This window comes from Pseudomonas sp. PA-1-6B (assembly GCF_021609545.1).
In the GTDB taxonomy this organism is placed as follows: Bacteria; Pseudomonadota; Gammaproteobacteria; order Pseudomonadales; family Pseudomonadaceae; genus Aquipseudomonas; species Aquipseudomonas fluorescens_BV.
In genome coordinates this window covers 48,119-72,588 of the sequence record NZ_WJZM01000011.1, presented here as the reverse complement: position 1 = coordinate 72,588, position 24,470 = coordinate 48,119, and the positions used below count along the sequence as shown (strand labels likewise).

At 60.3% G+C, this 24,470-nt stretch carries 22 protein-coding genes; 9 read left to right on the top strand and 13 right to left on the bottom strand.

What is annotated here, in order from left to right; genetic code table 11:
- Positions 1-14 precede the first annotated feature (14 nt).
- From gloB to GIV35_RS08200, 8 genes are all read left to right on the top strand, one after another.
- Positions 15-782: a hydroxyacylglutathione hydrolase gene (gloB, locus tag GIV35_RS08235; RefSeq protein WP_034126075.1), complete on the top strand. Its 768-nt coding sequence runs from the start codon at positions 15-17 to the stop codon at positions 780-782.
- Between the two features lie 98 nt (positions 783-880).
- Positions 881-2,281, top strand: a complete 1,401-nt coding sequence (locus GIV35_RS08230; protein WP_003190692.1) for a transglycosylase SLT domain-containing protein — start codon at positions 881-883, stop codon at positions 2,279-2,281.
- A 236-nt stretch (positions 2,282-2,517) separates the two neighbouring features.
- On the top strand, positions 2,518-4,347 hold the full coding sequence (locus GIV35_RS08225) for an extracellular solute-binding protein (RefSeq protein ID WP_223024516.1): 1,830 nt from the start codon (positions 2,518-2,520) through the stop codon (positions 4,345-4,347).
- Positions 4,344-6,176, top strand: coding sequence for an extracellular solute-binding protein (locus GIV35_RS08220; protein ID WP_236265283.1), 1,833 nt, complete (start codon positions 4,344-4,346; stop codon positions 6,174-6,176). Before GIV35_RS08225 ends, GIV35_RS08220 begins: the two co-directional genes overlap by 4 nt.
- Entirely contained in the window at positions 6,177-7,250 is a 1,074-nt protein-coding gene (locus tag GIV35_RS08215) for a microcin C ABC transporter permease YejB (protein ID WP_236265282.1), read from the top strand.
- 1 nt (position 7,251) lies between these two features.
- Positions 7,252-8,271 carry an ABC transporter permease gene (locus GIV35_RS08210; protein ID WP_003190688.1) on the top strand — a complete coding sequence of 340 codons (1,020 nt, stop codon included), beginning with the start codon at positions 7,252-7,254 and terminating at the stop codon, positions 8,269-8,271.
- A gap of 1 nt (position 8,272) precedes the next feature.
- Complete coding sequence (locus GIV35_RS08205; protein ID WP_200648876.1) at positions 8,273-9,874, top strand: ABC transporter ATP-binding protein; 1,602 nt, start codon at positions 8,273-8,275, stop codon at positions 9,872-9,874.
- Positions 9,875-9,909: 35 nt separating this feature from the next.
- Positions 9,910-10,803, top strand: a complete 894-nt coding sequence (locus tag GIV35_RS08200) for an AraC family transcriptional regulator (protein WP_236265281.1) — start codon at positions 9,910-9,912, stop codon at positions 10,801-10,803.
- Here the strand turns inward: GIV35_RS08200 and GIV35_RS08195 are convergent.
- The 3 genes from GIV35_RS08195 to GIV35_RS08185 form a co-directional block, all read right to left on the bottom strand.
- Positions 10,745-11,332 carry a LysE family translocator gene (locus GIV35_RS08195; RefSeq protein ID WP_054897493.1) on the bottom strand — a complete coding sequence of 196 codons (588 nt, stop codon included), beginning with the start codon at positions 11,330-11,332 and terminating at the stop codon, positions 10,745-10,747. The two genes, GIV35_RS08200 and GIV35_RS08195, sit on opposite strands and share 59 nt — an antisense overlap.
- 684 nt (positions 11,333-12,016) lie before the next feature.
- Entirely contained in the window at positions 12,017-12,646 is a 630-nt protein-coding gene (locus GIV35_RS08190; protein WP_105227058.1) for a ribonuclease T2 family protein, read from the bottom strand.
- A 45-nt stretch (positions 12,647-12,691) separates the two neighbouring features.
- Positions 12,692-13,669, bottom strand: coding sequence for a Gfo/Idh/MocA family protein (locus GIV35_RS08185; protein ID WP_236265013.1), 978 nt, complete (start codon positions 13,667-13,669; stop codon positions 12,692-12,694).
- A 126-nt stretch (positions 13,670-13,795) separates the two neighbouring features.
- Here GIV35_RS08185 and GIV35_RS08180 point away from each other — a divergent pair, with 126 nt between their 5' ends.
- Complete coding sequence (locus GIV35_RS08180) at positions 13,796-14,158, top strand: NUDIX hydrolase (protein WP_014718243.1); 363 nt, start codon at positions 13,796-13,798, stop codon at positions 14,156-14,158.
- 15 nt (positions 14,159-14,173) lie between these two features.
- Here GIV35_RS08180 and GIV35_RS08175 read toward each other — a convergent pair whose 3' ends face one another.
- The 10 genes from GIV35_RS08175 to GIV35_RS08130 form a co-directional block, all read right to left on the bottom strand.
- Positions 14,174-14,422, bottom strand: coding sequence for a DUF1652 domain-containing protein (locus GIV35_RS08175; RefSeq protein WP_198716117.1), 249 nt, complete (start codon positions 14,420-14,422; stop codon positions 14,174-14,176).
- Between the two features lie 400 nt (positions 14,423-14,822).
- Complete coding sequence (locus GIV35_RS08170; protein ID WP_105227061.1) at positions 14,823-15,083, bottom strand: hypothetical protein; 261 nt, start codon at positions 15,081-15,083, stop codon at positions 14,823-14,825.
- A gap of 4 nt (positions 15,084-15,087) precedes the next feature.
- Complete coding sequence (locus tag GIV35_RS08165) at positions 15,088-15,309, bottom strand: hypothetical protein (RefSeq protein WP_105227062.1); 222 nt, start codon at positions 15,307-15,309, stop codon at positions 15,088-15,090.
- Positions 15,310-15,405: 96 nt separating this feature from the next.
- Complete coding sequence (locus GIV35_RS08160) at positions 15,406-15,735, bottom strand: hypothetical protein (protein WP_003191756.1); 330 nt, start codon at positions 15,733-15,735, stop codon at positions 15,406-15,408.
- Between the two features lie 110 nt (positions 15,736-15,845).
- Positions 15,846-16,919 (bottom strand): class I SAM-dependent methyltransferase, encoded by a 1,074-nt coding sequence (locus tag GIV35_RS08155; RefSeq protein ID WP_014718237.1) that lies wholly within the window; start codon positions 16,917-16,919, stop codon positions 15,846-15,848.
- Between the two features lie 45 nt (positions 16,920-16,964).
- Positions 16,965-18,413, bottom strand: coding sequence for a class-II fumarase/aspartase family protein (locus tag GIV35_RS08150; RefSeq protein WP_105227063.1), 1,449 nt, complete (start codon positions 18,411-18,413; stop codon positions 16,965-16,967).
- Positions 18,413-19,846 carry an adenylosuccinate lyase gene (gene purB, locus GIV35_RS08145; RefSeq protein ID WP_054920866.1) on the bottom strand — a complete coding sequence of 478 codons (1,434 nt, stop codon included), beginning with the start codon at positions 19,844-19,846 and terminating at the stop codon, positions 18,413-18,415. Before purB ends, GIV35_RS08150 begins: the two co-directional genes overlap by 1 nt.
- Before the next feature lie 29 nt (positions 19,847-19,875).
- Complete coding sequence (locus GIV35_RS08140) at positions 19,876-20,862, bottom strand: HOASN domain-containing protein (protein ID WP_236265011.1); 987 nt, start codon at positions 20,860-20,862, stop codon at positions 19,876-19,878.
- A 39-nt stretch (positions 20,863-20,901) separates the two neighbouring features.
- Entirely contained in the window at positions 20,902-21,897 is a 996-nt protein-coding gene (locus GIV35_RS08135; protein WP_096144279.1) for an HOASN domain-containing protein, read from the bottom strand.
- 399 nt (positions 21,898-22,296) lie between these two features.
- Entirely contained in the window at positions 22,297-24,366 is a 2,070-nt protein-coding gene (locus tag GIV35_RS08130; RefSeq protein WP_198716124.1) for an EAL domain-containing protein, read from the bottom strand.
- Positions 24,367-24,470: the final 104 nt, after the last annotated feature.

Genomic DNA, 24,470 nt, shown 5'->3' with positions numbered 1-24,470 from the left:
TGGCGAATCGAAGAATGATACAGATCAGTGCCCTACCCGCCTTTACCGACAACTACATCTGGTTGTTACAAGACCCTACGACCCAGCGCTGCGCCGTGGTCGACCCCGGCGATGCCACGCCAGTGCTGGCCTGGCTCAAGCAGAATGCCGAGTGGCGCCTCAGCGACATACTGGTTACCCACCATCACCATGATCATGTAGGCGGTGTCGAGCAACTGAAAAATGCCACCGGCGCCAAGGTTTATGGCCCTGCCAACGAAAAGATCCCGGCGCGGGATGTGGCCTTGCACGATAACGACCATATCCGCGTGCTGGGCTGGGACTTCGACGTGTACGCCGTGCCAGGCCACACCCTCGGCCACATCGCCTTTTATCACCAAGGCGTATTGCTGTGTGGCGATACCTTGTTCGCCGCCGGTTGCGGTCGCCTGTTCGAAGGTACACCCGAACAGATGTACAACTCTCTGGAACGCCTGGCCGCCCTGCCCGCCGATACGCAGGTGTACTGCACCCATGAATACACGCAAAGTAACTTGAAATTTGCCCAAGCCGTGGAACCGCACAATGCCGACATCGCCGAACGTGTGGAAAATGTCGCCCAACTTCGCGCCCGTGGCGAGATGACGCTGCCCTCCAACCTGGCCTTGGAAAAACGTACTAACCCTTTTCTGCGCACCGCTGAAACATCCGTTAAACAAAAAGCGGACGAACGGAACGGCCGCGACAACCGCTCTGGGGCCGAGGTGTTTGCTAGCTTGAGGGCTTGGAAAGATAAGTTCTAACCAGATGCAATCTGATACGTAATTTCTGAATGGTTGACCGGAACCAAAGCGCTTTCTAGAATCGCCCGACATTTTTGCCCGGAACTTACTTCCAGCCAATGTCGTCATCTATTCGTAAATCCATTTCTTCAGACGCATTGACCCGCCTGGCTCAAGCCGTGGCGGTGGCCGTTTCCGCAACTCTGGCGGGCTGCCAATCGACTCATTACGCTGCACAATCCACCGTGCAACCCAAACCGAATCTTGCTGCCAAGATCAAGCAAAAACCTATTTGGCTATCAGAGAAGCCCAGCCCCGAAGTACCCCAGGACGTCTGGGAACGCATGCGTCGGGGCTTTCAATTGCAGGACGGTGTCGGCGTCAACCCGCGCATCGAGCAACAGCGCCTGTGGTTCGCCAGCAACCCCTCCTTTCTGGAGAATGCCGGCGAACGCGGCAGCCTCTACATTCATTACATCGTCGAACGCCTTGAAGAACGCAACATGCCCCTGGAACTGGCGCTGCTGCCAGTGATTGAAAGTGCCTACAACCCAATGGCCTATTCGCGCAGCGATGCGGTGGGCTTGTGGCAGTTCATTCCCTCCACCGGGCGCTACTTCAACCTGCGCCAGACCCGCGCCTACGATGGCCGCCGCGATATCACCGCTTCCACCACCGCCGCCCTGGACTATCTGACGCGTCTGCATGACATGTTCAACGGCGACTGGCTGCTGGCCCTGGCGGCCTATAACGCCGGCGAAGGCACCGTCAGCCGGGCGATCGAGCGCAACGAAAAGCTCGGCCTGCCCACCGACTACTGGAACCTGCCTCTGCCCCAGGAAACCAAGGACTATGTGCCCAAGTTCCTGGCCTTGTCCCAAGTAGTACTGGCGCCCGAAGCCTACGGCGTCAACCTGAACCCGATTGCCAACACGCCGTACTTCGAGGTCGTTGAAGTCAAGCAAAGCATGGACCTGTCACGGGTTGCCGCGCTGGCCGAGATCGACGAAGACGAACTGTTCCAGCTCAACCCGGCCTTGAAACAACGCACCACCCTGGACGGCCCCCAGCATCTGCTGGTGCCGACCTCCAAGGCCCAACTGCTGACCAGCACCCTTTCGACGATGAAGCCGGAAGAGTTGCTGAGCATGCGCCCTAAGAAGCCGGTGTTCGACGAAGTCGAGACCAAGGCGGTTGCCGGGCGTACCCGCAGCTACAAGGTACGCAGTGGCGACAACCTCACACTGATCGCCAAGGCCAACAAGGTCGATGTGCATGACCTGCAGCGCTGGAACAAGCTCAACGGCCAGGCCCTCAAGGTCGGCCAGACCCTGGTAATGCAGGACACGCGTAAAGTCGCGGCGAAAAAACCGGTGCAGTACAAGGTCAAGAAAGGTGACTCGCTGTACATGGTGGCCAAGCGCTTCAATGTCGAGATGCAACATCTCAAGCGTTGGAACCCGCGCACCGGCCAGGCATTGAAACCAGGGCAGATGCTGGTGGTTTCCGGGCCGCGCTAATACCTCGGGGAGAGCTGGCTTGTGTGGGAGCTGGCTTGCCTGCGATGCAGGCACCTCGGTCTATCAGTCAGACCGCAGTGATGCTATCGCAGGCAAGCCAGCTCCCACATTTGACCTTCACACCGTCCAATAGCTTGCAGTCCGCAAAATGGCCTTCCCGACAGCCTTTTTCCAACCGGAACAAGCTGTTACTGTACCGATCATAAAGCCCAAGCCGCCTGGATCGGATCTCTGACTTGAAGCGTCCCCTCCTTCTACTAATAAGTCTGGCCTTGAGCTTTGCAGCGAACGCGACGATCACCGAAAGCCACGGTTATGCGCAGTTCGGCACACTCAAGTACCCGGCCAAATTCACCCATTACGATTGGGTAAACCCTGCAGCGCCCAAAGGCGGGACATTGCGGGTGATGGCATTTGGCACCTTCGATACGCTCAACCCCTACACCTTCAAAGGTTCAAGCCCGGTTTCCACCGCCAATTTCCTGCAGTACGGCGTCAACGAGCTCAATGAACCCTTGATGGTGGGCACCGGGCAATACGCGCCGTCCGGCGATGAACCCACCTCAAGCTATGGCCTGATTGCCCAATCGGTGGAATACAGCGAGGACCGCAGTTGGGTGGTGTTCAACCTGCGCCCCGAAGCGCACTTTCACGACGGCAAGCCGATCACCGCCGATGACGTGGCGTTTTCCTATCGCACCCTGCTGACCGAAGGCCACCCGCAGTACCGCACCAACCTGCAGGAAGTGGCCCGGGTCGATATCCTCAACCCTCACCGTATCCGCTTTGTGTTCAAGCGCGCCGGCAACCCCTTGCTGATCCTGCGCCTGGGCGAGTTGCCGGTGCTGCCCCAGCATTACTGGAAAAACCGTGACTTCAAGGCCACCACCTTCGAGCCGCCCCTGGGCAGTGGGCCTTACCGCATCACCAAGGTTGCGCCTGGGCGGCAACTGGTGTTTGAACGGGTCAAGGATTACTGGGGCAAAGACCTGCCGGTCAACCAGGGGTTCTATAACTACGACAAGGTCGAAGTGGAGTTCTATCGCGACAGCGACGTGGCCTTTGAAGCCTTCAAGGCCGGCGAATTCGATATTTATATCGAGCATCAGGCCAAGAATTGGGCCACAGGCTACAACTTCCCCGCGGTCAACCGCGGCGATGTGATCAAGGCGCAGATCGCCCATCAGATCCCCACCCAGAGCCAGGGCCTGTTCATGAATACCCGGCGACCGGCGTTCAGCCAGGCCAAAGTGCGTGAAGCCCTGGGGCTGATGTTCGATTTTGAATGGACCAACCGCACGCTATTCAGCAGCGCCTACAAGCGTTCGGTGAGCTATTACCCCAACAGTGAGTTCTCGGCCACCGGCCTGCCCGTGGGCCATGAGTGGTTGATGCTCTCGCCCTACCGCGACCAACTGCCGGCCGCGCTGTTCACCCAGCCGTTCAGCCTGCCGCACACCGACGGCCGCGGCATCCCCCGCGAAACCCTGCGCCAGGCCCTGGCCCTGCTCAGCGAGGCCGGCTGGAAACTGTCGGGGCAGCGCCTGCTGGATAAGGACGGGCAACCGCTGCGCCTGGAAATCCTGCTGGTCAACCCGAACCTCGAGCGCATCCTGCAACCCTATGTCGAAAATCTGACCCGCATCGGCATCGACGCCCGCTTGCGTACCGTGGACCGCGCACAGTACAAACAGCGCCTCGATCAATTCGATTTCGACATGATTCTGATGACCCTCAACCAGACCTTGAGCCCCGGCCTTGAGCAGTGGCAGTACTTCCACTCCAGCCAGGCCGCAATCAAAGGCAGCAAGAATTACGCCGGTATCGCCAACCCGGTGGTCGACCACCTGCTGGACCAACTGCTGGCGGCGCAGACCCGCGAAGAACAACTGGCTGCCGGCCGCGCCCTGGACCGGGTGCTGCTGTGGCAGCACTACAGCATTCCCAACTGGTACCTCAACTATCATCGCCTGGCGTACCGCAACCGGTTCGCCTTCGTCACCACGCCGCCCTACAGCCTGGGTCTGAGCGCGTGGTGGCTGAAAGCTTCGGAGAAAGCCCAATGATGTCCTTGCGTACTACCCTGCTCGCCAGCCTGTTGCTGTGCACTGCGGCGCACGCCGCGCCACAACATGCGCTGACTCTCTACAACGAGCCCCCCAAGTACCCCGCCGGCTTCAAGCATTTTGACTACGTAAACCCCGACGCCCCCAAGGGCGGCACCTTTCGCGAATCGGCCATGGGCGGCTTCGACAGCCTCAACCCCTATATCAGCAAGGGCGTACCGGCAGACAACCTGCCACTGATCTACGACACCCTGGCCATGCAGAGCCTGGACGAACCCATCACCGAATACGGACTGGTGGCCGGCAAGATCGAAAAAGCCCCGGACAACAGCTGGGTGCGCTTCTATCTGCGCCCCGAAGCGCGCTTCCATGACGGCCACCCGATACGCGCCGAAGACGTGGTGTTTACCTTCCAGACCCTGATCAAGGAAGGCAACCCGCTGTACCGCAACTACTACGCCGACGTCGATGAGGTGGTGGCCGAAGACCCGTTGCGCGTGCTGTTCAAGTTCAAGCGCACCAACAACCGCGAGTTGCCGTTGATCCTTGGGCAGTTGCCAGTACTGCCCAAACACTGGTGGGCCAGCCGGGATTTTTCCAAGGGCAACCTGGAAATCCCCCTGGGCAGCGGGCCTTACCAAGTGGCCGAGGTCAAGCCGGGCCGCATGATTCGCTACGAGCGGGTCAAGGATTATTGGGCCAAGGACCTGCCGGTCAATAAGGGCTTCTACAACTTCGATACCCGCATCACCGATTACTACCGCGACAGCACTGTCTCCCTGGAAGCCTTGAAGGCCGGGCAGTTCGACTACTGGCTGGAGTTCAGCGCCAAGAACTGGGCCAATGCCTACAACATTCCAGCGGTGAAAGAAGGCCGCTTGATCAAGGAAGAAATCCCCAACGGCAACCCTACCGGCATGCAGGGTTTTGTGTTCAACATGCGCAAGCCGATGTTCCAGGACGTGCGGGTGCGCAAGGCCATCAGCCTGTTGCTGGATTTCGAATGGAGCAACAAGCAGCTGTTCAACGGTGCCTACACCCGTACCCGCAGCTATTTCGAAAACTCGGAAATGGCCGCCACCGGCCTACCCGGTCCGGACGAGCTGGCGATTCTCGAGCCGCTGCGCGACAAGATCCCTGGCGAAGTCTTCACCCAGGCGTTCGAACCGTCCCACACCGACGGCAGCGGCATGATCCGCACCCAGCAACGCGAGGCCTACCAACTGCTGCAGGAAGCGGGCTGGAAGATTGTTGACGACAAAATGGTAGACAGTACCGGCAAGCCAGTGACCATTGAGTTCCTGCTGGCCCAGACCGAGTTCGAGCGCATCCTGCTGCCGTTCAAGCGCAACCTGGCAGACCTGGGCATCGATCTGGTGATTCGTCGCGTGGACGTCTCACAGTTCGTCAACCGCCTGCGCTCGCGCGACTTCGACATGCTGGTGGGCAGCTTCCCGCAATCCACCTCGCCGGGTAACGAGCAGCGCGAGTTCTGGAAATCCTCCAGCGCCGACAAGCCCGGCAGCCGCAACTACATGGGCCTCAAGGACCCTGCGGTCGACCAGTTGGTGGAAGAGTTGATCGACGCCGGTTCGCGCCAAAGCCTGATCGCCCACACCAGGGCGCTGGATCGTGTGCTGCAGTTTGGTTACTACGTGATTCCCAACTGGCACATCAAGACCTTCCGCGTGGCGTACTGGGACCACCTGGGCCACCCCAAGGTCTCGCCACGCTACGACGTCGGCACCGCGACCTGGTGGAGCAAACCCGACGTCACACCTGCCGTCCCCCTGGACACACGCGCCGATACGGCGAGCGGAGGCGATTAAATGCTGGCCTATATTGTTCGCCGCCTGTTGCTGATCATCCCCACGCTGTTCGGGATCTTGCTGATCAACTTTGTCATCATCCAGGCCGCTCCCGGCGGCCCGGTGGAGCAAATGATTGCCAAGCTCGAAGGCTTCGACGGCGCCACCAGCCGCATTGCTGGTGGCGGCGCCGAAGTCGCGGTGGCCGGTTCCAGCTACCGTGGCGCCCAGGGCCTGGACCCGGCGCTGATCAAGGAAATCGAAAAGATGTACGGCTTCGACAAGTCGGCGCCGGAACGCTTGTGGATCATGGTCAAGCACTACGCCCAGCTGGACTTCGGTGACAGCTTTTTCCGAGACGCCAAGGTCATCGACCTGATCAAGGAAAAGATGCCGGTGTCCATTTCCCTCGGGTTGTGGAGCACCCTGATCATGTACCTGGTGTCCATCCCCCTGGGGATCGCCAAGGCCACGCGCCACGGCAGCCATTTCGATGTGTGGACCAGCTCGGCGATCATCGTCGGCTATGCGATACCGGCGTTCCTGTTTGCGATTCTGCTGATCGTGGTGTTTGCCGGTGGCAGTTATTTCGACTGGTTCCCCTTGCGCGGGCTCACCTCCAACAACTTCGAGGAGTTGAGTTGGGGCGGCAAGATCCTCGATTACTTCTGGCACCTGGCGCTGCCCGTCACCGCCCTGGTGATCGGCAACTTCGCGACCATGACCCTGCTGACCAAGAACAGTTTTCTCGACGAGATCAACAAGCAGTACGTGGTCACTGCCAAGGCCAAGGGCCTGACCAACAGGCGCGTGCTGTATGGCCACGTGTTCCGCAACGCCATGCTGCTGGTGATCGCCGGTTTCCCTTCGGCCTTCATCGGTATCTTCTTTACCGGCTCGTTGCTGGTGGAAGTGATCTTCTCCCTCGACGGCCTGGGCCTGATGAGCTTTGAAGCGGCGATCAACCGTGACTACCCGGTGGTGTTCGGCACGCTGTTTATCTTCACCCTGCTGGGGCTGATCGTGAAACTGATCGGCGACCTCACCTACACCCTGGTCGATCCGCGTATCGACTTTGCCAGCCGGGAGCATTGAGATGAACCTGTCCCCCCTCAATCGCCGCCGGTTCGAGCGGTTCAAGGCCAACAAGCGTGGCTGGTGGTCGCTGTGGCTGTTCCTGGTGCTGTTCGTGCTGAGCCTGGGCGCCGAGTTGATCGCCAACGACAAGCCCCTGGCGGTGCACTTCGACGGCGGCTGGTACTTCCCGGCGCTCAAGCGCTACCCGGAGACTACCTTCGGCGGTGAATTCCCGCTGGAAGCCAACTACAAGAGCCCGTACATCCAGGAACTGCTAAAAGCCAAGGACGCCTGGACCTTGTGGGCGCCGATTCCGTTCAGCTACCAGAGCATCAATTACGACCTGAAAGTCCCGGCCCCGGCGCCGCCGTCCTCGGTCAACCTGCTGGGCACCGATGACCAGGGGCGTGATGTGCTCGCGCGGGTGATCTACGGCTTTCGCGTGTCGGTGCTCTTCGCCCTGACCCTGACCATACTCAGCTCAATCATCGGCGTGATTGCCGGCGCCTTGCAGGGCTTCTATGGCGGTTGGGTCGACCTGGCCGGGCAACGCTTCCTGGAGATCTGGTCCGGCTTGCCGGTGCTCTACCTGTTGATCATCCTGGCCAGCTTCGTGCAACCCAACTTCTGGTGGCTGCTGGGGATCATGCTGTTGTTTTCCTGGATGAGCCTGGTGGATGTGGTACGCGCCGAGTTCCTGCGCGGACGCAACCTGGAGTACGTGCGGGCTGCGCGGGCGTTGGGCATGCAGAACGGCGCCATCATGTTTCGCCACATCCTGCCCAATGCGATGGTCTCGACCATGACCTTCCTGCCCTTCATCCTTACCGGCGCCATTGGCACCCTGACCGCCCTGGACTTTCTCGGCTTCGGGCTGCCGGCAGGTTCGCCGTCGCTGGGTGAGCTGGTGGCCCAGGGCAAATCCAACCTGCAAGCGCCGTGGCTGGGCATGAGTGCCTTTGCGGTGCTGGCGATCATGTTGAGCCTGCTGGTGTTTATCGGCGAGTCCGCTCGCGATGCGTTCGACCCGAGGAAATGAGATGAATCCGGACAACCTGATCGAAATCCGCGACCTCAGTGTCGAGTTCGTCACCGGCGAGCATCATCACCGGGTGGTCAACCACGTGAGCTTCGACATCAAGCGCGGCGAAACCCTGGCGCTGGTGGGCGAAAGCGGTTCGGGCAAATCGGTCACCGCCCATTCGATCCTGCGCCTGCTGCCCTACCCGTTGGCCAGGCATCCGTCGGGCACTATCGAGTATTCAGGGCAAGACCTGCTGACGCTCAAAGAGAAGACCCTGCGGCATATACGCGGCAACCGCATTGCGATGATCTTTCAGGAGCCGATGACCTCGTTGAACCCGCTGCACTCCATCGAAAAACAGATCAACGAAGTGCTCGGCCTGCACAAGGGCCTGACCGGCAAGGTCGCCACCGAGCGCACGTTGGAATTGCTGGAGCTGGTGGGTATCCCCGAGCCACACAAACGCCTCAAGGCGTTGCCCCACGAGCTGTCCGGCGGCCAGCGCCAGCGGGTGATGATCGCCATGGCCCTGGCCAACGAGCCGGAGTTGTTGATTGCCGACGAGCCGACCACGGCGCTGGATGTCACCGTGCAGTTGAAGATCCTGGAATTGCTCAAGGAGCTGCAGGCGCGGCTGGGCATGGCGCTGTTGCTGATCAGCCACGACCTCAACCTGGTACGGCGCATCGCCCACCGTGTGTGCGTGATGCAGCAAGGTTGCATCGTTGAACAGGCCGATTGCGAGACACTGTTCCAGTCGCCCCAACACCCCTACACCCAGGAACTGCTCGCGGCGGAGCCCAGTGGCGGTCCGGCCAACAACGCGGTCGGCCCACCGCTGCTGGAAGTGGATGACCTTAAAGTCTGGTTTCCGATCAAGAAAGGCTTTTTGCGAAATACCGTGGATTACGTCAAGGCCGTGGACGGCATCAACTTCAGCCTGCCCCAGGGGCAAACCCTGGGCATCGTTGGCGAAAGTGGCTCGGGCAAGTCCACCCTGGGCCTGGCAATTTTGCGCCTGATCGGCAGCCAGGGCGGGATTCGCTTCGAAGGCCAGCAACTGGACCGCCTCAGCCAACAGCAGGTGCGCCCGTTGCGCCGGGAAATGCAGGTGGTATTCCAGGACCCGTTCGGCAGCCTGAGCCCGCGCATGTGCGTCAGCGAGATCGTTGGCGAAGGCCTGCGTATCCACAAGATGGGCACGCCCGCCGAACGAGAAGCGGCGATTATCGCGGCGCTCAAGGAGGTGGGCCTGGACCCCGAATCCCGGCATCGCTACCCCCATGAATTCTCCGGCGGCCAGCGCCAACGCATCGCCATTGCCCGAGCGCTGGTGCTCAAGCCGCGCCTGATCCTGCTGGACGAACCCACCTCGGCCCTGGACCGCACGGTACAACGCCAGGTGGTAGAGTTGCTGCGCGGCTTGCAGGCCAAGTACAACCTGACCTACCTGTTTATCAGCCATGATCTGGCGGTGGTTAAGGCGCTGAGTCACCAATTGATGGTGGTCAAGCAAGGCCAGGTGGTGGAGCAAGGCGATGCCCAGGCTATTTTTGCCGACCCGCAACATGCCTATACCCGGCAGTTGCTCAAGGCCGCTTTTTTGGTACCGGCCTGACGTAACGCGGGTGAAAATGCAGGAGAAATAACGCCATGTCGCTCAGCCCAATCGCCCGTCCCGCAGACACGCCGCGCTTCTGGCGCGACGAACGCCTGCCGTTCATCGAAGCCCGCAGCATCGCCGACGGGCGCAAGGTCACCTATACCCGACACGCCCATGAGCATTTTTCCATCGGCGCGATCACCACGGGCTGCAGCTATTACCACTACGGCGCGCACACCTTCGAAATCAGCGCCGGCACCGTGGTGCTGATGAACCCAGGCGATGTGCATGCGTGCAACCCCATCCATGACCAGCCCTGGTCCTACCACATGCTGTACCTCGACACGCCCTGGCTGACCGACCTGCAATACCAGCTGGGGTTCAGTACCGACCAGGGCTACCGGCCATTCGACACACCCCATACTCGCGACACCGGGCTGTACCACGGCTTGCTCGACCTGTACCGCACGCTAGTGGATGAACAGGCCGAACTGCTGCAAAAACAGAGCACGCTGGTGAGTTACTTCACCGAGGTGCAACAGCGCCTGAATCCTTCGTTGACGCCGGTACGCGAGGTCAACCACAAACTGGAACGCGCCGCCGACTACATCCGCGCCCACTGCACGCAGGCCTTGAAACTCGAAGACATCTGCCAGGCCGCCGAGCTGTCGCCGTCTTATCTGATCCGCGCATTCAAGCACTATTACGGCTTGACGCCCCACGCCTTCATGGTCAACCGCCGCATCCAGTTCGCCCGCAGCCAACTGCGCAATGGCGCACTGATTGCCGACGTCGCCCTGGCCGCGGGCTTTGCCGACCAGGCACACTTCCAGCGCACCTTCAAACAACACTTCGCGGCCACGCCGGGGCAATACCGCGAGAACCTCAAGCCATCAGCAAATAACCCACACTGGCCACCAGCAACGCGGCCATTGAGCGGTTAAACAGCCGCACACCTTTGGGGTTGTTCAAGTAGCGGCGCAAAAACGTCCCCGCATACGCCCAGCACGCCACCGACAGGTAGCAGATCACCAGGTAAAGCGCGGCAAACAACCACACCTGCGCCGCATCGCCATCGGCCACGAACAACCCCATGCCTGCCACACACGCCAGCCAGGCTTTCGGGTTGAGCCACTGCATGATCGCGCCATACAACATCGACGGCGCGGTGTGCGCACCGTCAGCGTCCAGCCGCCCATCATCCACCGCCAGCTTCCAAGCCATATACAACAAAAACGCCACGCCGCCCCAGCGGATCAATTGAATCAGGATCGGCCAGCGCACCAATACTTCATGCAACCCCAGGCCGATCAACACCAATAACAAGGTAAAACCCACGGCGGCGCCGAAGACATGTTTCTGGCTGGCGACGAAACCAAAACGTGCGCCAGAACTTAAAGCGACCACATTCACCGGTCCCGGCGTGATGGACGTGGCCAGGGCAAAGGCGGCCATGGAGAGAATCAAGCTCATTGCAGTTCCTTTTGTGATCCCAAACGAGGTTTAGATCACGGTACCGCGCAGGGACACGAGGGTATTGAAGAAAATGCCCCTGGGTACTTCAGAAACGGACGCTGATCTGATTAGTGCCCCCGCGATCAACTGTGGGAGCTGGCTTGCCTGCGATGGCGGCCGTTCAATCGACAGAGATGTCGAATGTGCCGCCCACAGGTAACCACGATGCGAAGCGAGCCGCTCTTGATCTTGATCTTGATCTGCTTTTGATCTTGATCTCAGGCGCCCCGTTAAACCACGCTGGCCGAACGCAGGCTTGAATTCGTGGGTAACCCGGCAGGACGCCGGGTTAGCCGCCCCGCGCCATGGATGGCGCGTGGCGGCGGCCCACGGATTCAAGCCTGTGTTCGGGCACACCGAGCCTAAGCGAGGTGCCGAGTGGTGGGGCAAGAGCGCTTTGGTTACTTTCGCGCTTTTCGAAAGTGACCCGCCGTCAGGGCGGAACCCTAAGTAGCCGTTACCGCAGGAATGGATATGTACACAATCCAGCTGTGTTGGCTGTCAGGCCGCTATCGCAGGCAAGCCAGCTCCCACAGTTGGATCGCGGAGGCGTCAGGTAGATAGCCATCGGCTGGCACGCCGCCATCGCCGCGATACGGCGACCCAACAAGCCAGCTTTCATAGTGGGATCCAGGGCATCTCTCAGCGCTGGGTGGGAATACGAATATCGCCCCTCCGACATTGGCTCTTCACACTGCGCGGGCAACCGGCAAACGCGAGATCCTTGGTCAGGCACACCCGCACTTCCGACAGCACCTTGCCCTTGCAGATCACCGCCATACCGTGGTTGCCCATGCGTGGGTTGCTTTCGCGAAACAGCGCCTCGATCTCGTGGGCCTGCAATGACGGCGGCGTATTGAACGGCTGCAGTTGCTGCGGAATGGCAACCGCACCGAGCGCCACATCGGTCTTCTCCAGATACTCCAACGGCTCCAGCCCACTGCAGGTGCCATGCTTGGCCCATTCATGCTTGAGCAGCGTGCGGGTGGGAAACAGCGCCGCGCCCTTGTCCATTTCTGCCTCGCTCAAGCGCGTCTGCGGTGTGCAGGACGCAGGCCACCCTCCTCGCGCGTATTGCGGCCACAAACCATGCAGCACAAAGCCGTAGCCTTTACCTGAGCATTGCTCGTTGCCTGGGTGCGTGAGGCAAAACGTGGGTGACCACGAGAGCGATAGCACATAGAAATCAAACTCACCCGCCTGCCCTTGGCTGCGTGGCGCCGCCGTTACCGCGGTGGCCATCAGCAGCCACACCACCATCCAGTATTTCATCCCGGTATTCCTTTAAAAGAGTAAAGCCTTACGCTATCGCCACGCCTAGGGATGCTGGGAGTAACGGTGTAACACCTTGTCCAGGATGATATCGGTCTTCAGCGCTTCGATGCCCAGCGACGGATGCTCGGCCTGGCCACGAATATGCGCGTTCATGTTCATGACATGGTGCCATTGAATATGGATGTGACACGGCACGTCCAACACCTCGGTGGTCTCGCCTTCAAGACGCAGCGGCTGGTCCTCGAACACCGAAAACTGAATACGACCGCGACTGCCGATCAGTTCGACCCGGTCTTCGCGTCGGTCCGCCACAAAATTCCAGCAGCCCATGCCCAATGCACCGCTGGCAAATGTCCAGCAGGCCGTCACGGCATCTTCTGCCGCGTAGCGCCCAGCCTGTCGCGCCGAAAAGCCTGAGACCTCGACGATGTCCCCGGCCAGGTACTGGAACAGGTCGAACCCATGGCTCGCCAGGTCGGCAAAGTAACCGCCACCGGCAATGGCCGGATCGGTGCGCCAATTGGTGGCGTCGGAGTCTGTTACGGCAGCGGGTTTGCACAAGGTCCAGGTCAGGTGGCGCAACTCACCGATACGGCCTTCCTGCAGCCAGGTGCGCACTTGCTGGAAGCGTGGCAATGAACGCCGGTAGTAGGAGACAAACAGGTGCAGCCCGGCGCGCTCGAATGTGCGCTGCATCAACGCGCTCTGTTCAGCATTCAGCGACATCGGCTTTTCGACGCAACAATGTTTGCCCGCCGCGGCCACTCTCAGGGCGTACTCAAGGTGACTGGCGGGCGGAGTGGCGATGTAGACCGCATCCACCTCGGGGTCATCGATCAAGGCCTGGGCATCGGTATAGCAACGAGCAATGCCATGGCGCGCCGCATAATCGCGCACCGCCTCGGCACGCCGCCCCATCACGGCGACCAATGCCGAACCTGGCGCTTTATAGAAAGCCGGTCCACTCTTCAATTCAGTGACACTGCCACAGCCGATCATGCCCCAGCGTATGGTCTTCATCTAATGTCCTCGGTCGTATTCGTCAATCGGGCAGTATCCACATACCGGCCCTGGCGCGCCATAACCACTTAGCATGACATTTGCATTACACTTTTATGACATTCATCCGGCGCGGGGGCACATCCGATGAAAATTAGGGCGACTGTCATTTGCGAACATGAGGGGCACATCCTCTTCGTGCGTAAAGCCAGATCAAAATGGGCATTGCCCGGCGGGAAAGTAGAAGCGCACGAGCGCCCGGTAGGCGCGGCGGAACGCGAGCTGGAAGAGGAAACCGGTTTAAACGTGGACGGCTTGCTGTACCTGCAGGAGCTCAAGGCCCGCGACACCGTCCACCATGTGTTCGAGGCCTCGGTGGTCAATATCGACGAGGCACGGCCGTGCAACGAGATTGTCGATTGCCAGTGGTATGCCTACAGCGCCCTGGATGAGCTGGACACCACGGACGCCACCCGCCACATCGTCAAATCCTTCCTGCGGCGCCTCTGACGCGCTGGACGGCCGCTAACCTACCGCAGCAAACCCACGGCGCCCGGCCTTTATCTCGGCACGCAACTCACCAATCAGGTTGGAGATGGCACGGATGCTGTCCAGGCCCTCGGGCGATACACGGGTCAACAGCAAGTCGACACGACCGGACGTGGGCTCGAACACGCTGATGCGCAGCGAGCCGTCGCTGTTGAGGCAGCACTCGCACGCAAGCGGCAGGAAGCCTGAGGCCATGATGCGGTTGAATTCGGTGATGGAAATCATGATCAGCCCCCCGTCCCTGGGTTCTACCCGATTGAGGTGATGCAAGCAGCATAGATAAGGTTTTGCCGGCCGCCGGACAATTAATGCAAAAGTGTTAGCCAGCCCTCACTTTGTAGGGCGTCACCGGCCATGAACGACAGGCCGAGATTAAATCGCGGGCAAAAAAAATCCCAAGTAGCTGATGGAAACTTGGGATTTAAAAATGCATAAACCGTGGGAGGTGAACGCCCGGCTATAGTAGCGATTGTAAAAACATGTAACAAGATTATTTTAATCCTTTCGTCGGATTGAAAGCGTCGTAAGTCATTCAATAACCACATGTTTTTTAAGGTGGAATGCAGTACTCGTGCTACTTTTTGGTGCAAGTAACGACAGTAAGTCCCTGTAGAAAAAATGGTTATCAATCGGGCGCAGCGCTTTCAATTAACTGTTCACTTAACTGCTTGCATGTTTCTTGAAGGGCCTCACGACTGGAAGCTGTGGCGCCCACCACGGCCTCCAGATGACGACACAGCGTCAGGCGTTCAGCCGCCTCTTCGCGCTGGCGGTCGACCTTGGCGTTGAGTTGAATGAAATAGAACCCCAGCAGCACGGCGACGCCAAGCACACCCACCGCGAGGTAGCGCAAGCTGTTGGATGATGGAGGCTCCGGGGCATTCATGGCCTTATGGCGCCCTGCGCTTTTCATAACGAACGTCATCACCATCGACAGGCCCCACAACGGACCAGCCGCAAGGTGCTGCGCGCAACGTATCGCTCAATACCTGCGGGGTAATCCCCAGGCCAGCCATCTGTTCAAGGCTCAGGTGGTTTTGCACTACCGAGGTGCGAATCGCGCACAGCGTGTCGACGTCATCAGGTGTCGCCGTTCGAATCAGCACTTGCATACCCGCCTCCATCAAGAAGTGCGCAATTGTATGCAAATACTCACACGGGGTTTGTCGTGGATTTGTAAAGGCCCCACGGCTGGTGCGGGCTACGGATTACTTGCGCGCGACCTTGTAGCGCAGGCAATCCTGGTAAAAGCTTTGACGAATCGCCTCGGGCTTGAGCCTTGAGCGGCTGTCATAGGTCTGCTCGGTGATGCCCATGGCCATCATGCGCATCCACGATTTGCTGAACTTGAGGGTCTGGATCTTCTGCCGGGCCGCGTATAGCGAAACGCCGGATAACTTTAGCTCCTGGGCCCTGGCGGCCGTGCCTGCGCCCCAACTGCACATGTACTTGTCACCCTCGCGCAATTCCCTGGCCTGCGCGACAGTCGCGCCGCCGGCCAGGGAGCAGGCAATCAGCATCATTCCCACAGAGCGCATTTGCATCCTCACCTAACCACCTGAAAATAAAAGTGATTTTGGCGAGGATTTTGTTACAAAGGGGCCATTAAATTGCCTTACTGCGCAAAGCGACTCGTGGATGCTTCCTATCAAGGCTTGAGTTCGAAGAGCGCCGGCATCGGTGGCCACTGCGAAGGCACTTTACGAAAGCGGCTGAACCCGGCTGCCTCAGCCATCTGGCGGGCACGCTTCTCGCCCATGAATGCCCCCAGCCCTGCCCCACCATGGGACAGCGAACAGGTCATGCAATAGAGCGTGCTCTGCGGGTACATGACGCGCCCGAACAAGTTCATGTTCTCGTGCAGTTCTTCGGACAGGTTGAGCTCCACCATCAGGTAGGTACCGTCTTCGGCCGTGGCGGCGCGCAAATCTTTGAGCATCTGCTGAGGGTCGGTGGCATCGTGGATCACCACAAAGGTGGTCACGAAGTCGAATTGCTGGCCGCGCAAGGCATCGGAGTCGTTCACCTCGAATTGCACCCGGTCACCCACGCCAGCCGCCTCGGCGTTGGCCCGCGCCAACTCGATGGAAGGCAGGTGGAAATCGCAGCCGACAATGCGCGCCTCGGGGTAGGCCTTGGCCATGGTGATCGCTGCAAGGCCCGCACCGCAGCCGAAATCCAGCACACTGCCGCCGGTCTTGAGCTTCTCTTCGACGCCGTCCAGGGATGGAATCCAGTGCTGGACCAGGTAGTGCTTGTACCAGGGCATGGTCATGCGCTCCATGCCTTTCCAGGTTTCCAGCGGGAACGCCTCTTCAGCGCAACCACCACCATGGCGGAAGGCCTCGATGACCTTGGGCGCCATGCTCACGAACGGCACGCTCAGCTGGATAATGCCACCGGCAAAATACGGCGAGTCTTCATCGGCCAGCACCGGCACAAACTCGGCGGGCATTTGGTAACGGCGGGTTTGCGCGTCGTAGGTCACATAATTGCCGGTGGCCATGCTGCCCAGCCATTCGCGCAAGTAACGTGCGTTGTAGCCGGTCTTGTGCGCCAACTCTTCCAGGGTCACCGCCTGGCCGTCGGCCAAAGCCTTGAACAAACCGAGCTGGTCGCCGATGTAGAGCATGGCGCCGCGCAGCGTGTTGCCGTAATCCTCCATGATGCGCGCCGAAAACTGCTGGACCTTGGCTTTATCAACTTCCATAACGTTGGACATCTGTCGCTCCTTGATGAATTTGCGAATCTGTTCAGAGATCAATGGTTAGTGGCCAGCGAGTTTGGCCAGCACGTTGTCAACGATGCGCCCGGACATGCCCAGGTGCGTACGGGGCTCGAACAGCCGGGCCAGGGCGCCGTCATTCATGACCGCAAGCACCCGCGCATCGGCCTCGATTGCCTCGCGGATCGACACGTGATTGCGCTGGCTGGCCTGGGATACTTCGAAGATGATCTGGTAGGCGCTGCTCTTGCCCAGCTTGCGCGCCATTTCGAACACCACCGCTTCGGTGCAGATGGCATCGCCATAGGCCTGGGCGGTGCCTTCCATCTTCTGCACATTCACGGTGAGCCCATCGATGGTCTCGGTCAGAATCGAGAGCGCCATCAGCGCATAGTGGGAGACGTCCGCGACCGCGCACCACTCCAAGCGCGTACCGCGGTAATCGCGCTCATGCTCAAGAATCATCGCGTCCAGCGCGAGCATGACCTGGGCCTTGGCCAGCCGTGCCAACACCACCACCTGCTCGCAGCCTTCGGGGTTGCGTTTGTGCGGCATGGTGCTGCTGCCGATCTGCTGGTCGCTCCAGCCCACTTCCACTTCAGCGATTTCCCAACGATTGAGCGTACGGATTTCATCGGCTACGCGGGCCAGCGAGGCGGTGACCATGGCCAGGGTGCTGACGAACTCCGCAACGCGGTCACGGGACACATGCCAGCCTGTCAGGGGCACTTGCAGCGACAACCGCTGGGCAAAACGCTCCAGCATCGGCATGGCGTCCGGGCCGAACGCCGCCATGGTGCCGACCCCGCCGAACAGTTGCACCACCAGTACACGCTGGCGGGCTTCGGCCAAGCGCTGCCGGTGGCGCAACAGCTCATCGATCCAGCCGGCGACCTTCAGCCCGAAGGTGGTCGGCAAAGCGGGAATCGAGTGGGTCCTGGCGACCATCAGCGAGTCACGGTGCGCATCGGCCAGGGTCGACAACTTGCCCAGCAAAGTCTCCAGGGCCTGATCCATCGCATCAAGCACATCGCGCATCTCCAGGGATTGGGCGGTGTCCTGGATGTCTTGGGTGGTAGCGCCGTAATGCACGTATTCACGGGCACTGGGGCTACAATTTTTTTGCAGGGCGCTCAGCAATGGCATCAGCGAATGCCCAGTGGCAGCCACGCCCTCGGCCAGTTGGCGCACATTGATGCCCGATAGCAACGCGGCCTTTTCGATCTCCAGGGCCGCCTCGCGCGGGATGATGTTGACATCGGCCTGGGCCATGGCCAGCGCAGCTTCCACGTCCAGCCAACGTTGCAGGCGACAATGACTGCAGAAGATCTTGCGGCTCTGCGGGCCGGCATAACCCGAACCGTGGGTTTTCGAATCGAGGATGTGGCTGTGTTCGTGGCGGCATTGCTCGCCGTCATGATCAAAGCCCGGGTGGTCCGAACGTGCGGTGCAAGACGCACGGGCTGTCTTTTCCAATGTTTGCGCATCCATCACATACCCTCCGTAGCGTACAGGGACTGACTGGTATTGCCTTGGGTTGCCATCACTGCTTCAGCGCCATCGCCTGAAGCGCGAGGTCGTGCTTTAGTTGCCACCAGATCGACCATCTCGGCCGCCAGCCCTGTGTAGGCTGTCGGGTCAAGCAAGTCATCGAGCGTTTGCGCGCTGAAACAACCGCGCAGCCGAGGGTCGCCAAGCAGCGCGTCGCGAAAGCAAACGCCCGCGTCCTGGGCCTGCAGGGCGATGTCGTGCACCAGATGATGGGCCGTCTGCTTGCCACACCGAGGCGCCAGCGCAAGCATCACGCGCTCCGACAGGATCAGCCCGCCCAGCAAGTCCAGGTTGCTGCGCATGCGCGCTTCACGCACCTGCAGCCCAGCCTGCAGCAAGCCTTCCATACGAGCGAGCAACGCACCGGCGTAAATGAACAGCTCGGGTAAGGCCGCCCATTCGATGCGCCAGGTGGTGCCGTCACGCTCGTGCATCTGGAAAGCGGCGTCGGTCAGCGCAACCATCTGCGCGCGCACCAGCCGCGACAGCGCGCTGATCAGGTCCACCGTCGATGGGTTTTGCTTGTGGGGCATGGTGCTACTCCCCACTTGCCCTGCTCGCCGCCCCTCGCGCACTTCGTCGATCTCGGTGCGCTGCAGGTGGTAGATCTCATTGGCGACACGGCCCAACGTCGCCGACGCCTGCACCAGCAACCACGCTGCTTCCAGGATTCGGTCGCGGGCGCTGTGCCAACTGCTCAACGGTGCCGACAGGCCGAGGCTTTCCAGGGTACGGCGCTGCACTTCCAAACCCTGCGGGCCAAGCCCGGCCAGGGTGCCCACGGCGCCGGTCAGGTTGCCGACCATCACCCGGGCGTAGGCTTCTTCAAAGCGTTCAAGGTGTCGATCAATCTCATCGACCCACACCGCCACCTTGTAGCCGAACGTGGTGGGCAATGCGTGTTGACCATGGGTCCTGGCAACCATCGGCGTGTGCTTATGGCGCAGGGCGAGCGTGAGCAGATGCCCGCGGATCCCGCGCAAGCGCTGCACCACCAGGCCCCAGGCATCGCGGATTTGCAGGATCAGCCCGGTGTCGAGGATGTCCTGGGTGGTCACGCCGTAATGCACGTATTCGCCCAGCCCATCGGCGCATAACCCCTGCAATGCGCGCAGGGTCGGCACCAGGATGTGCCCGGTTTCCAGGCCTTCGCGCCCCAACGCGTCGAGGTCCAGCAGTTCCACGCTGGCTACCCGGGCAATCTCCCGGGCGGCCTCGTGGGGGATGAGGCCCATCTGCGCCTGGGTCGCCGCCAGCGCTGTTTCAACATCGAGCCACTTCTGCACCTGATTGGCATCAGAGAAGATCGCAGCAAATTCCGGGGACGAGTAAGCGCCCCCGTGGATACGGGATTCAGTGATATGACTTGGCATGTCGAGTTACTCGGGTTGTCCAGGGAGGGCTACTTCACGCGCTGTACTTCTTCCCAGACTGCATCGTAGTAAGCCCGCTCCAGCCGGAAGTGCTCGGCCAAAGACGTCAGGAACGCGTTCTGGAACCCGAGGTCCGGAATACGCCGTGAGATCAGTGCCCATTCACGCTTGGCCCGCGGCGGCACCAGGCTGATATGCACTTCGTAGTACTCCGCATCATCCTGGCTCAAGCCCGCGTTGCGCAGGGCGTTGTACAGCTTGCCGTGGTTGCCCGGCACCACCAGTTCGGTGATGTAGAACACCGCCAGGCCCCAGCCGACATCGGGGTTGCGGAAACAGCGTGCGCGGTTGTTGAGGTAGGCGATTTCCTCGGGCATCGTCGAGAGCGCCTCGAAATCGGCATTCAGGCCCACGGCGGCAAGCAGCTTGGCCAACAGGCGGGGGTGGGAGCGCCGCTCGTCTTCTTCGCCCAACTCGCCGTAGAGATAACGCGCCAGGGCGGCCGCTTCGTCCACGTCGGTCAGGTTGACCAGCAGGTCGGCGGCATCCCGGTACAAGCGGTACGTGCGGAACCACTGGTGACGCAGAAACACCTGCAATTGCGCGCGAGAGGCTTTGCCTTCAAACACATACTGCGACATCGGATGGTTTTCCCGCGACTGCGCGGCAATCTGCTCTTCCAGGCGTTGCTGGAAACCAGCCTCGGACAACGGTGATGCCAGGTCGGCTGACGGCATGAAACGCTCTTGCACGCTATAGACGGCATTGGCCAGCCAGCGCCGGGTCGAGGCGGTGGCCACGTCATCGCTCAGCGACAGGATGTACAGCAATTGCTGGCACTGCGCTGCATTCGCGGCGTCGCCACGTTGGCCGGTCTCGCACAGGGCGCGCAGCATATTGGCGGCAATTTCGATGCGATTGAACGTCGCGTCCGGCTTCAAGGCTTCCGCCAACAGACGGGCTTCGGCCGTGTGAATATTCTGCAATTGCGGCAGGGAAAAATTATGCGGGCTCATCATGTGCTCCATTATTTTTGTTTTCGGATCGCAGGTCGTTCAGGCAGACAGGCGTTGGGCCTGCATCTGCTGCCACAGGCTGTCGAAGTAGGCTTTGTTGATTTCGAAGTGGCGCTTGAGTGCGCGCATGAACGTGCGCTGAAAGCCCTCCTCGCTGGCGAACTTGGCAATCAGTGCCCACATTTCCTCGGTGTCGATCTCATCCTGGGTGCCATGCAAGCGGTGGAATTCGCTGGGCTGCTCTGGAACGTCGAGGCGCTGCAACAGCTCGTAGATGCGCCGATGGTTGACGCAACTGACAGACTCCACCGCATACAGCAGCGCAAGGCCCCAGGCGACATCCGTGTGGCGCACACAGCGAATGCGATTATTCAGGTAGGCCTTTTCCAGCGGATGCAGCGCGGGGAAGTCGATGGCCAGCGGAATATCGAAATACTCCATCAGATGGGCGAGCATCGCCGGGTGCGAACGCTCCGGTGTCTCAGCCCCTGCTTCGCCGTACAGGTTGCGGTAAAACACCGAGGCGTCCTCGATGGCTTCGAAGCGAAAGGCCAGTTCGGCCAGCAGGCTGTAGAAGTTGTAGGAACGGGTCCAGTGATGCTCCAGGAAGAAGCGCACATCCTGCACCGGCGGCGTACCTTGGAACAGGTGTACCGACATCGGGTGGTTGACCCGGCTACGTGCGGCGATTTCAGCGTCGACCTGTTGACGGAACTCCTCCACCGGCAACGCGGTGAAGCCCGGCACGTCGGCGGCGAACTCATCTTCGACGCGGTAGACCTCGCTGGCCATCCAGCGCCGGGTCGGCTCGGTGCGCGGGTCACCTGGAATGTGCAATTGCAGCAAGGCTGACTGATAGTGCGCGTAGGCGCCAGCGTCTCCCGCCAGGCCTTGTCGAGTCAGTGCGAGCAGCGCTTCCAGCGCGCGGGTGACCTGGGTGTAGTTGGCGCCGGGTTCCAAGGCATTCGTCATCAGCCGCGAGGCGGTGGTGAACAGATCGGAATCCGAGCGTTGTTGCAGGGTAGCAGTATCCATTGATAACCCCTGAATCTTGTTTTTGTGGTTGGACATACTCGGAAAAAAGCCTAAAGGTTCCCGTAGTGGCAAGGTCAACACCTGTAGGAAAATTCTTTCAAGGCTTAGCGATGGGAGGTGATGGCGTCAGGGCGGAGCCCTAAGTAGCCGTTACCGCAAGAATGGATATGTACACGATCCAACTGTATCGGCTGTCAGGCCGTCTTCGTAGGCAAGCCAGCTCCTACATCTAGATCGCGGTGCGTCAGTTAGATCAGCGTCGGCTGTCAGTCCGTCACGGGAGCAAGCTCCCTCGCCACAGGTCCAGCGTCGCACCAAAGTTGTGTAGTTACCTATGGCCGTCGCCGGCGAGCCAGCGCCCACAGTTGGATCGGGGTGCCAGGTAGAGAGGGTCGGTCATCAGACCAACGCCCTGCGCTCAAGCACAAAGCGCGGCAACTGATCCCCAGGCAGTGCCCTGCTGAAATACCAGCCCTGGATAAACAATTCAGGCCCGTTACTCAAGAACGCCAATTGCTCAGCCGTCTCGACCCCTTCCACTACCACGCCCAGGTCCAGGGCCTCGCAGAAGCGCAACATACCGGTGAGCACCTGGGCGCCTTTAGGGTCGTGCTGGGCAACCACAAAACTGCGGTCGATCTTGATGAAATCCACAGGAAACTGGTGCAGATAGCTCAACGCAGAAAACCCAGTGCCAAAATCATCCAGATAGACCTTGGCCCCCATGGCTTGCAACTTCTGGATGGTCTGGCGGGTGGCCGGGATGTCGCTGACCAGTGCGTCTTCGGTAATTTCCACTGAAACTTGCCCACGGGCCTGGCCCAGAATTTCCACCAGGCGGTCGCCATAGGCGGCATCCTTTAGTGTGGTGCTGGAAATATTGATGGTCATCGGCAGTTCAAAACCCACCTTCTGCCATTTCTGATACTGGCGCACGGCCTGGGATGCCACCCACACATCCACGTCCGGCATCAGCCTGGCGTGCGCCAGCCATTGCAGGAACTCCCACGGCGAATGCACCGTGCCCTGGCTGTCCCGGGCGCGCATCAGCGCCTCGCACCCGGTGCATAAACCGGTGCGGGTGGAGACCTGGGGTTGAAACTCAAGATAGAACTCGTAATCGCTGATCTGCTGGATGCGGTTCAACTCAGCCGCCTGGCGGGCCAATGTCTGGTGGGTGGCCAGCACCGGGTCGAACTCTAGCAGACGGCCTTTTTCCTCAAGGCCGCGGAACGTCATGTCCAAAGATTTGAGATACACCGTGCTGCCATCGCTGGACTGGCGATGAATCGCTCTCACGTAGGGCGCATACACCAGCGTCCCGGCCCCCAGCAGAACGATCTGCAACACCACCGCCGCCACGTCGCCGTGGGTGCTGAGGTATGCATTGAGCAGCACCGGGGCGGTAAACGGCACGCTGGCCACCGCCGGCGATACCCAGCCCAGTTGCACCACCATCAACGCCACCATCGCGTTGAACGCCGGTACCAGTAGAAACGGTATAAACAGGCGCGGGTTGAGGATGATCGGCAAACCGAACAACAGCACCTCGCTCACATTGAATAACGACAACGGCAAACTCGCCACCGCCAGCAAGCGCATGGACTGGCTTTTGGAAAACAGCAGGATCGCCAGCAGCAGGCATAAGGTTGCCCCCGAACCACCGATAAACGCAAAACTGCCCAGCAAGCCGTTATTGAGCAAGTACAGCACCGGCTCCCCCGCCGCCAAGGCTGCGCCATTGAGCGCTACGGCTTGGTCCAGGGCATCGAATAGCGGCTGCATGGCATACACGCCGTGAATGCCGAAGAACCACAGCAGCGAATTCATCAGTGTCACAAACAACCCGCTGCCGTAAGGCGTCTGCAACGCATCAAGCACCTGCGGCCCCTGGATTTGCGCCACATGGGGGATCAACAGCAGCAACGACAACACCGTCACCAACGACAAGGCCGTGAGTGCGCCGGGTATCACCATGTTGATGGTGCCCTTGAGGTTATGGCCGACCAGATCCTGGTTGACCAGGCGTGTCCAGCGAAAGCGGTGCAGCCAGGCAATGGCCGGCACGTTGATCAAGGGCGAAGCAATGGCAATAAACAGGAGGAATGTGGCCGAAGCACGCGGGTACTCACGCAGCACGAAGGTGGCGACCACCACATGGGCCAGGCACAGAAAGGCAACCGGCAGCTGTGGCAGACGGTGTTGAATCGCCAACATATAACCGATGGAGGCCGCGACCAGCAGTGGGATCACCGAACTGATCTGTTTATGCAACCCCGCCAGGAAACTCACCACTTGGGGATCGAACCCCAGCGCCAGGGCGCACTCGGACAGAATCAGGAAGCCGGCGGACACCAACAGGCACGGCAGAATCCACAGCAGCCCCTCACGAATTGCACGCAACGACTCCGTGCTGGCCAGGACCGCCAGGCGCTGAGTCAGGAAAAGTTTGAACAGGGTGTGCGCCATGGGCCGTCCTCTGCCTGTCACCGACTGCCGCTGAAGATCAGCGGCCGGAAACACCGCTAACGCTACACGCCCTGATAGCCGAAGCGAAAGCCTTTATCCCCTTC

Excerpts from the sequence above, each read along its gene's own strand:
- GIV35_RS08190 (WP_105227058.1), bottom strand. The coding sequence starts at position 12,646 with ATGAAATACTGGATGGTGGTGTGGCTGCTGATGGCCACCGCGGTAACG.
- GIV35_RS08165 (WP_105227062.1), bottom strand. The coding sequence starts at position 15,309 with ATGCAAGTGCTGATTCGAACGGCGACACCTGATGACGTCGACACGCTG.
- GIV35_RS08220 (WP_236265283.1), top strand. The coding sequence starts at position 4,344 with ATGATGTCCTTGCGTACTACCCTGCTCGCCAGCCTGTTGCTGTGCACT.
- GIV35_RS08230 (WP_003190692.1), top strand. The coding sequence starts at position 881 with ATGTCGTCATCTATTCGTAAATCCATTTCTTCAGACGCATTGACCCGC.
- GIV35_RS08140 (WP_236265011.1), bottom strand. The coding sequence starts at position 20,862 with ATGAGCCCGCATAATTTTTCCCTGCCGCAATTGCAGAATATTCACACG.
- GIV35_RS08200 (WP_236265281.1), top strand. The coding sequence starts at position 9,910 with ATGTCGCTCAGCCCAATCGCCCGTCCCGCAGACACGCCGCGCTTCTGG.
- GIV35_RS08205 (WP_200648876.1), top strand. The coding sequence starts at position 8,273 with ATGAATCCGGACAACCTGATCGAAATCCGCGACCTCAGTGTCGAGTTC.
- GIV35_RS08170 (WP_105227061.1), bottom strand. The coding sequence starts at position 15,083 with ATGAATGCCCCGGAGCCTCCATCATCCAACAGCTTGCGCTACCTCGCG.
- GIV35_RS08160 (WP_003191756.1), bottom strand. The coding sequence starts at position 15,735 with ATGCGCTCTGTGGGAATGATGCTGATTGCCTGCTCCCTGGCCGGCGGC.
- GIV35_RS08135 (WP_096144279.1), bottom strand. The coding sequence starts at position 21,897 with ATGGATACTGCTACCCTGCAACAACGCTCGGATTCCGATCTGTTCACC.
- GIV35_RS08130 (WP_198716124.1), bottom strand. The coding sequence starts at position 24,366 with ATGGCGCACACCCTGTTCAAACTTTTCCTGACTCAGCGCCTGGCGGTC.
- GIV35_RS08175 (WP_198716117.1), bottom strand. The coding sequence starts at position 14,422 with ATGATTTCCATCACCGAATTCAACCGCATCATGGCCTCAGGCTTCCTG.
- GIV35_RS08155 (WP_014718237.1), bottom strand. The coding sequence starts at position 16,919 with ATGTCCAACGTTATGGAAGTTGATAAAGCCAAGGTCCAGCAGTTTTCG.
- GIV35_RS08210 (WP_003190688.1), top strand. The coding sequence starts at position 7,252 with ATGAACCTGTCCCCCCTCAATCGCCGCCGGTTCGAGCGGTTCAAGGCC.
- GIV35_RS08185 (WP_236265013.1), bottom strand. The coding sequence starts at position 13,669 with ATGAAGACCATACGCTGGGGCATGATCGGCTGTGGCAGTGTCACTGAA.
- GIV35_RS08180 (WP_014718243.1), top strand. The coding sequence starts at position 13,796 with ATGAAAATTAGGGCGACTGTCATTTGCGAACATGAGGGGCACATCCTC.
- gloB (WP_034126075.1), top strand. The coding sequence starts at position 15 with ATGATACAGATCAGTGCCCTACCCGCCTTTACCGACAACTACATCTGG.
- GIV35_RS08215 (WP_236265282.1), top strand. The coding sequence starts at position 6,177 with ATGCTGGCCTATATTGTTCGCCGCCTGTTGCTGATCATCCCCACGCTG.
- GIV35_RS08195 (WP_054897493.1), bottom strand. The coding sequence starts at position 11,332 with ATGAGCTTGATTCTCTCCATGGCCGCCTTTGCCCTGGCCACGTCCATC.
- purB (WP_054920866.1), bottom strand. The coding sequence starts at position 19,846 with ATGCCAAGTCATATCACTGAATCCCGTATCCACGGGGGCGCTTACTCG.
- GIV35_RS08150 (WP_105227063.1), bottom strand. The coding sequence starts at position 18,413 with ATGGATGCGCAAACATTGGAAAAGACAGCCCGTGCGTCTTGCACCGCA.